This window comes from Mycoplasma procyoni, assembly GCF_017052595.1.
Classification (GTDB): domain Bacteria; phylum Bacillota_I; class Bacilli_A; order Mycoplasmatales; family Metamycoplasmataceae; genus Mesomycoplasma_A; species Mesomycoplasma_A procyoni.
In genome coordinates this window covers 1-7,889 of record NZ_JAFIDB010000015.1, presented here as the reverse complement: position 1 = coordinate 7,889, position 7,889 = coordinate 1, and the positions used below count along the sequence as shown (strand labels likewise).

Sequence of the window (7,889 nt, the reverse complement as noted above, 5' to 3'; positions counted from 1 at the left end):
AGGCAAGAAAAAGCAAGAAAAAAGTAAAAAAAGTTTTTGTTTGCCTATATTTATGTAATAAATATAGGGTATAAAAAAATTCCTAAACTATTAGGAATTTGTATTAAAAACTGGGAAACACAGGAAATACGTTGTTGATAACCAAAGATGATTATCAAACGTTTGAAACTCAGTATCAGCTGAAAAAGATGCTATGGCTTATACTTTATATAACTCAGCTATTAAACAATATGACGCACTAGTAGATGGACAATCATCTATTTTTGAAAAAGACAAAGTTAAAGTTGAAGGAGATAAAGTAACAGTAAAAAATACTTCTGAAGGTAAATCAATTCCTGTTGTATTCATGGATATTGATGAAACAGTTTTAAATAACTACGCTTACCAAAACTGATTAGTATTAAACAAAAAATCATTTAGTGCAGAAACTTGAGACGCTTTTGTTCAAGACAAAAAAGCAGTTAAAATTGCTGGAGCAATTGAATTTATTAAACACGTTTGATCAAAAGGTGGGGTTGTAATGTTTAACTCAAACAGAGAACAAGAAAATCAACTAACTCCAACAAAAGAAAACCTTGTAGCACAAGGATTAGATGCTAAATATATGCCAAAATGAATTTGATGAATGCAAGGAGTTGATCTTTCTAAAGATAAACCTTGAGACAACATCAAAAAAGATGACAAAGGTAAAAGAGTTAAATCTTATAAAGAAGAAAGAATGAACCTTGTAAGTTCAGATAAAAAATGAGACTTATCAGCTGAAACAGAAGGTGCAAACGCAGTTTCATTTAAAGTTGTAATGAGAGTTGGAGACAACTTCGATGACTTCAATGACATCGCTTCAAAAGATAAACTAAACCCAGAAAGAAACAAAGTATTAGATGATACTCACAAACTATTTGGTAACTTTGATGTTAATACAAAAGGTGTTAAATACACAAAAGGAACAGATGGTAAAGTTACAAAAGCTGATGAAACATGAGCAGAAAGTTATGTTTTAATTGGTGGTAATTCATCTTATGGTGGTTGAGAAGCAGGACTTGCAGAAAAATACTACTCTCTAACTCCAGACAAACAAGCAGAGGCACTTAAAAAAGCATTTGATGCTCTAAAATGAAAATAATTTAACTACTAAAAATCTAAAATACACAAATTTCCTGTATTTTAGATTTTTTCTTTGCTTTTAATCGCTTAAATGAAAAGAAAAAATCTCTCTTTTTAAGAGAGATTTTTGTTTTTAGTCTTCTTTGATTTCTGTTTCAACATTTGTTGAATCATTTGAGTTTGAGTGGTTGTTTGCTGATTGTTGAGCGAAGGCTTGAGCAGCTTGTTCGATTTGGTCTAATTTAATTTTTAGTTCATCGAATTTTTCTTCTTTTAATAAAGTTTTTAGTTCGTCAATTTGTTTTTGAACAGTTTCTTTTTGTTTTTCATCAACTTTGTCTCCATTTTCAACAAGAGATTTTTCAAGTTGAGAAATTAATCCTTCTGCTCTAACTGATGTTTCAACTTTTTCTTTTTTCTTAAGATCTGCTTCTCTGTTTTCTTCAGCTTCTTTTACCATTCTTTGAATTTCTTCTTCTGAAAGAGTTGAAGAGTTTTGGATAGTAATTGTTTGTTCTTTGTTTGTTTTTTTGTCTTTTGCTGTTACAGTTGTAATACCGTTAACATCAATTGAGAATGAAACTTCGATTTGAGGAACTCCTCTTGGAGCTGGTTCAATTCCTGAAAGGTTAAATGTTCCTAACACTTTGTTGTCAGCAGCCATTTGTCTTTCACCTTGAACAACAGAAATTGTTACTTCTGGTTGGTTATCTGCGGCTGTTGAGAACACTTGTGATCTTGTTACAGGAATAGTTGTGTTTCTTGGGATTAAAGGAGTTGCAATTCCTCCCATTGTTTCAATACCTAATGTTAAAGGAGTAACGTCTAATAATAGAACATCATCAATTTCTCCAGCAAGAACTCCACCTTGAATTGCAGCACCAATAGCTACAACTTCATCTGGGTTAATTGTTCTGTTTGGTTTTTTACCTAATGTGTGTTCAATCATTGTTTGAACAGCAGGCATTCTTGTTGAACCACCAACTAATAAGATTTCATCTAAATCTTTAGCTTCTAACCCAGCTTGTTCTAGAGCATCCATGATAGGTTTTCTAGTTCTGTCTAATAATTTTGCTGTCATTGTTTCAAACTCAGATTTTTTAAGTTCTAATTCAACGTTGATTTGTTCTCCTGTTTCAGACATTCCAAAGAAAGGAATATCAATTGAAGTTACAGATTGTTCTGAAAGAGCAATTTTTGCTTTTTCAGCAGCTTCTTTTAGACGTGATTTTGCCATGTTGTCTAATTTAGCAGGATCATATTTGTATTCTGTTTTAATTTTTTCAATTAATCACTTAACGATTTCGTTATCTCAGTCATCTCCACCAAGTCTGTTATCTCCACTTGTTGAAAGAACTTCAAAAGTACCATCAGCTAACTCAAGAACAGAAACGTCAAATGTTCCTCCACCTAAGTCATAAACAAGAACTTTCATCTCTTTATCTGTTTTATCTAAACCAAAAGCAAGTGCAGCTGCTGTAGGTTCGTTAATAATTCTTAAAACTTCTAATCCAGCAATTTTACCTGCTGTTTTTGTAGCTTCACGTTCTGCGTTATCAAAATAAGCAGGAACTGTAATAACAGCTTTAGAAACTTTTTTACCGATTTTTTTCTCTGCATATTCTTTTAAATAAGAAAGAATCATTGCTGAAATTTCTTCTGGTTTGTAGTCTTTTCCGTTTGCTTTTACTGTTTTTGTTGTACCCATTAATCTTTTAATAGATGCAATTGTGTTTGGGTTTGTTTCAAGTTGTCTTTTAGCAGCATCTCCAACGATGATGTCTCCATTTTTAAATGAAACTACAGAAGGTGTAGTTCTTTTTCCGTTTGGATTTTCTAAAACAACTGGTTTTTTATCTTCTATTATAGAAACAACTGAGTTAGTTGTCCCAAGGTCAATACCTAAAATGATTTCTTTTGCCATTTTTATACCTCTTTTATCTATTTTTTTAAATTGATAAAAATATTATAGCACAAAAATTGGCACTCGCAACAAAAAAGTGCCAATTTTTATTTTTTATTGATTTTGGCAAATAAAAAAATGCAACAACTGCTGCATTTGTTAAATTTTAATTAATGATTCTACTTTATAAGGTGAAAGCATTTCTCTTCCGTTTAGTTCTTCTAGTTCCATTAAAAGAACGATTTTTTCTACAGAAGCTCCTTGAGACTCAACAAGCTTAATAATTGCTTTTGTAGTTCCTCCAGTTGCTAAAACATCATCAATAATTACTGCTTTTTGTCCTGGTTTAATCATTCCTTTTTGAACTTCTAAAGTGTTTGTGCCATATTCCAAGTCATATTCCATTGATACAACTTCTCCTGGAAGTTTATTTGGTTTTCTAACCATTATAAAAGGTTTTTCTAAAGTAGAAGCAACAGGTGTTCCAAATAAGAACCCTCTGGCATCTGGTCCAATAATAATATCGGCGTCTTTAGAAAGTTCTGCCATTCTATCTATTACATATCTTAATACTTTACCATTAGCTAATAATGGTGAGATGTCTTTAAATAAAATTCCTTTTTTAGGAAAATCTTGTACATCTCTTATATATTTAATTAATTCCATATCTTTAAAATTATATAAAATTATTAACATTTTTGTTTAAATTGCAAGCTTAAAAGTTAAATAAAAAGGAGTTTTTTATCAAAACTCCCCATTTTTTCTGTATTTTTGGTTTTTTTGTTGCTATAAAGAAACAAAAAAATCTTCAATTTCTTGCGCTTCATTATCAAAAACTTTGTCGTTTTGCTCTGAAACGATTATTCTTTTTGTGTCTAAAATTTCAATGTATCCCTCAATTATATCTTCGATTTCAATATCTAAATTTAAGAAATAAATCTTAACTTTTTGATCTTTGTAACTTATATGTAAATAGCAAAGATATTTTTTATTATTGTAAATGAATTTGCAATAATAAATTCCAGGAACTAAATCCATTAGATCTTCACTAAAATAAATTTGCTTTCTAAAATCAATTTTTACATTCATTAAATATGGTTGAACCAATACTTCATTTATGTATTTAAAGTTAGAAATAAAGAGGTTTTCTTTTAATAAAGAGGTTGAAATTTTGGAACTGTTTTGTGTAACAAAATCAGCTATTATAGAATCTTTATAAAGGTTTTTTATGTCTTGAGCTGTTGTTTTTCCGCCTTTTCCTAATTTAAAATCAGAACCCGCAACAAAATATTTAGCTCCTAATTGTTTTAAGATTTCTAAAAATCTCTCACCTTCTAAATTTTTTGTGTATTCATTAAATTCAATTAAAAGTATATTATCTACTTTTAAATTAGCAGCCATTTGGATTCTTGATTTAAGATCCATAAATGCTTTATCTTTGCTTTTTGGAAGAACTTGAGGATTTGAGATCATCATCAAAGTTACAGCATCACCGTTTTGTTTAGCGATATCTATAAGTTGTTGGTGTCCTTTGTGAATTGCTTCAAATGAACCTAAAATAAAAACTGAATCTTTTAATTCAGTTTCAGGTTCTATGTTTTTATTAAAATCAAAAACTTTTGTCATTATTAAATGATACCAAGTTCTTTAAGTTTTTCAACAGCACCATTTTCTGGAGCTGTTAGAGCTATATCTTTAGCTACTTCTTTAACGAAGTCATCTGCATCACCCATGGCAACTCCATAACCAACTTCTTTAATCATTTCAAAGTCGTTTGAGCTATCTCCAAAAGCAATCATTTCAGATAAATCAACATTAATGATTTTTCCAAGTTGTCTCAATCCTTCTGCTTTATTGCTGTTTTTGTTTGCGATAAAGAAACCTTTTGATCAAGTTGAGTTAATTTCTAAATTTAAGTTTTTCTCTTTCATAAATTTTTCAACATCAACAATAATTTGCGGATTACTTGTTTTAACAGTTATGATGTGTAAAGAATCTTTATCTCAATTTAGTTCAGAAAGGTTTTTAAATTTATGAGTATGATCTCTTAAGAATCAGTTATCAAAGTCATGCCCATCTGAAAAGAAACCATATTCTTCACTCATAACACTGTGGTCACATTTTCTTTCTTTTAGGTAATCACTTAAAATTTGAAAGTCATTGTGTGAAATTAAGTCTTCAAATAGCATTTTTTTGTTTTTTACATCATAAATAAAAGCTCCGTTAGCTCCTAAGAAATAATCAACTGGTGCTTCATCTAATAAAGAACCAATTGTAATCATTTCTCTTCCTGTACAAAACACTACATATTTATTTTCTTCTTTTAATCTCTTTAACATTCATAAAACTTCTGGTCCAAAAGTTTTTTGTGTGTAAGGTAGAATTGTTCCATCTAAATCGAATGAAACTAATTTATATTTATTTTTCATTTTAGTCTCCTAGAATTTTGTTTATTTTGTTTCCAAATAATTTTTTTGTTTTTACTTTTTTATCTTTAATAGTTGCAAATCCAACTATGTTTTTATTGTATATAAGCATTATTTCATCTGTGTCAGAATATTCTTTTATAAAGGATAATCCCTTTAATAAGGTTTTTAGTTCTGCTTCTGTGATTTCTATTTTATTAGCATTTATAAGCTCCAGAGGACTTATTTTTTCTCTTTTTAAGTCTTCTAAACCTAAGTTATTTATTTTATGTCTTTCTAAAGCAATCATTATTGCATCTGTTTTTAAAAAAGCTGCAATGTCTTTAATTAAGCTTCTGATGTAAGTTCCTCTTGAAACTTCGACTTCAAATTTTACTGTGTTCATATTTTCATCAAATTCCAGTAATTTTATGTCTTTTATTTCAACTTCAACAGGTTCTAATTCTACTGCAATATCTTTTCTTGCTAATTCATAAGACCTAACTCCATTTACTTTTTTTGCCGAAAATTGAGGAGGTAGTTGCTTGTATTTACCACAAAAATGTTCAAAAGCTTTATGAACCTCTTTTTCTGTTATTTTTCTGTATTTAGATGATTTTTCTATATCTCCACAGCAATCTAATGTGTTAGAATTGTATCCAAATTGCATTGTAGCAATGTAAGCTTTTGTATTTTTGTCTATATAGTCTAATAATTTTGTATCATCATCAGTAGCAACAAGTAATAAACCAGTAGCAAGAGGATCTAAAGTTCCTGAATGACCGATTTTTTTTATATTGTTTTCTTTTGCAAATTGCCGTATCTTTTGAAAAGATGAAATGCCTTTTTCTTTATAAATAAGTTTAATCATATATTTGCCTTAATAGTGTATAAAAAAGCAAAAACAAAACGTTTTTGCTGGTAATTTTTAAAATTATATGGTGCGCAAGAAGGGACTTGAACCCTTACGCCGTAAAGCACTAGAGCCTAAATCTAGCGTGTCTGCCAATTTCACCACTCGCGCATAGATAGGTATGTTTCAAAGGAATCGAACCTTTTTCTAAATAGAATGCCGCAGAAACATATAATGGTGCCGTCTATAGGAATCGAACCTACGACCTACTGATTACAAGTCAGTTGCTCTGCCTGCTGAGCTAAGACGGCATGGTGGAAGATGAGGGGCTCGAACCCACGACCCTCGCCTTGTAAGGGCGATGCTCTCCCAACTGAGCTAATCTTCCGAAAAAATGGTGACCCATACGGGACTCGAACCCGTGAATGCATGGATGAAAACCATGTGTGTTGACCGCTTCACCAATGGGCCAAAATGGCGCCGATTGCGGGGATCGAACCTGCGACCAACTGGTTAACAGCCAGCTGCTCTACCGCTGAGCTAAATCGGCATTTTGGTAATTGCTATAATATTATACACTTTTTTATAAAAAATACAAATATTTTTTTAAATTATTTTTAATTATCTTTTTTGCTTGTTTGCCTATATATCTTAACATAAAAAATTTTTTTTCATACAAATTTACATATATTTCTTTTGTTTTTGTTAAAAAGTTAATTTTTATTCTCTATATAAAAGAAAAAGACTCAATTTGAGTCTTTATCTATTTGGTTAGTTTTGAGATTATGATTGTTTAGTTTTTTACGAAGGTAATTGTATGTTTAAACTTATATTCGTATTCATTATTATGACGTTTAAAAATAATTTTTTCGATTTTATATACAATTCCTTTTACTAAGCGTTCTTTTTTAACTTTAAAAAGAACTCTTCCATTAAAATCGGATAGGGTTGTTTTTTCTTTTTCATTTTCTACACACATTAGAGTTTTTCCTTCAGGATCATCTATTTCTTTATAATACAATTGAATGCTAGAATATTTTTCAACATTTTCAGATGAATTAAAACTGAATTCAAAACGATCATTATATTCTCTTTTAAATATTTCTGGCGAAGCTATTTTCGAGACCCCATTACAAGATGATAGAATAGGAATTATACAGAATGATATTAAAGAAATTATTTTTTTCATTTTACTATGTTAAAAAGTAAATAAAATATCCCAATATGAGTAATATAAAAAATAAAGACGAACCATAAACAGAAAATCTAATTATTCAGAATCATTTTGTTTTTACGGGTTTTTTATCCAAATAACAATCCATTAAAATAAACACAAAAGAAAGATATAGAAAAACTATCATAATATAAACTATTATAAAAGCACCAATAGTCATGCCAAAAAGAGAACTATCTATATTAAAATAAAGTAGTAATGTTGAAAATAAAAATATAACGGAAATAGTTAATCCTACAAAGCCAAACAAAATATAAACGAGATAAAGTGGGACAGAAAACTTAACAACACATTGTTAAGTTTTTTTGTTCCACTTTATGGTTACTTAAGCCCTCCCCCTAGGGGGAGGGGCGGCGGGCCTGCCGGGCAAAAAAGAAAGGAAAAAATGTC

General features: G+C 29.9%; 7 protein-coding genes and 5 tRNA genes. 1 reads left to right on the top strand and 11 read right to left on the bottom strand.

Annotated elements, in window-relative coordinates:
* The first annotated feature begins 193 nt into the window (after positions 1-193).
* Complete coding sequence (locus JV122_RS04125; protein WP_240463553.1) at positions 194-1,123, top strand: HAD family acid phosphatase; 930 nt, start codon at positions 194-196, stop codon at positions 1,121-1,123.
* 114 nt (positions 1,124-1,237) lie between these two features.
* Here JV122_RS04125 and dnaK read toward each other — a convergent pair whose 3' ends face one another.
* The 11 genes from dnaK to JV122_RS04070 form a co-directional block, all read right to left on the bottom strand.
* The gene (gene dnaK / locus JV122_RS04120; RefSeq protein ID WP_205843245.1) at positions 1,238-3,028 is read right to left on the bottom strand and encodes a molecular chaperone DnaK; all 1,791 of its coding nucleotides are present in this window, start codon (positions 3,026-3,028) and stop codon (positions 1,238-1,240) included.
* A 138-nt stretch (positions 3,029-3,166) separates the two neighbouring features.
* On the bottom strand, positions 3,167-3,673 hold the full coding sequence (locus tag JV122_RS04115) for an adenine phosphoribosyltransferase (protein WP_205843244.1): 507 nt from the start codon (positions 3,671-3,673) through the stop codon (positions 3,167-3,169).
* Between the two features lie 120 nt (positions 3,674-3,793).
* On the bottom strand, positions 3,794-4,633 hold the full coding sequence (locus tag JV122_RS04110) for an FAD synthase (protein ID WP_205843243.1): 840 nt from the start codon (positions 4,631-4,633) through the stop codon (positions 3,794-3,796).
* A 2-nt stretch (positions 4,634-4,635) separates the two neighbouring features.
* Positions 4,636-5,436 carry a YcsE-related riboflavin metabolism phosphatase gene (locus JV122_RS04105; protein ID WP_205843242.1) on the bottom strand — a complete coding sequence of 267 codons (801 nt, stop codon included), beginning with the start codon at positions 5,434-5,436 and terminating at the stop codon, positions 4,636-4,638.
* A 1-nt stretch (position 5,437) separates the two neighbouring features.
* The gene (gene truB, locus JV122_RS04100; RefSeq protein WP_205843241.1) at positions 5,438-6,283 is read right to left on the bottom strand and encodes a tRNA pseudouridine(55) synthase TruB; all 846 of its coding nucleotides are present in this window, start codon (positions 6,281-6,283) and stop codon (positions 5,438-5,440) included.
* Between the two features lie 68 nt (positions 6,284-6,351).
* Positions 6,352-6,436: transfer RNA gene (locus tag JV122_RS04095), tRNA-Leu, on the bottom strand.
* Between the two features lie 64 nt (positions 6,437-6,500).
* Positions 6,501-6,576: transfer RNA gene (locus tag JV122_RS04090), tRNA-Thr, on the bottom strand.
* Position 6,577: 1 nt separating this feature from the next.
* Positions 6,578-6,653, bottom strand: a tRNA-Val gene (locus JV122_RS04085).
* Positions 6,654-6,660: 7 nt separating this feature from the next.
* Positions 6,661-6,736 (bottom strand) — tRNA-Glu (locus tag JV122_RS04080).
* Between the two features lie 4 nt (positions 6,737-6,740).
* Positions 6,741-6,815 (bottom strand) — tRNA-Asn (locus JV122_RS04075).
* 243 nt (positions 6,816-7,058) lie between these two features.
* Positions 7,059-7,454: a hypothetical protein gene (locus tag JV122_RS04070; RefSeq protein WP_205843240.1), complete on the bottom strand. Its 396-nt coding sequence runs from the start codon at positions 7,452-7,454 to the stop codon at positions 7,059-7,061.
* Between the last annotated feature and the right edge of the window lie 435 nt (positions 7,455-7,889).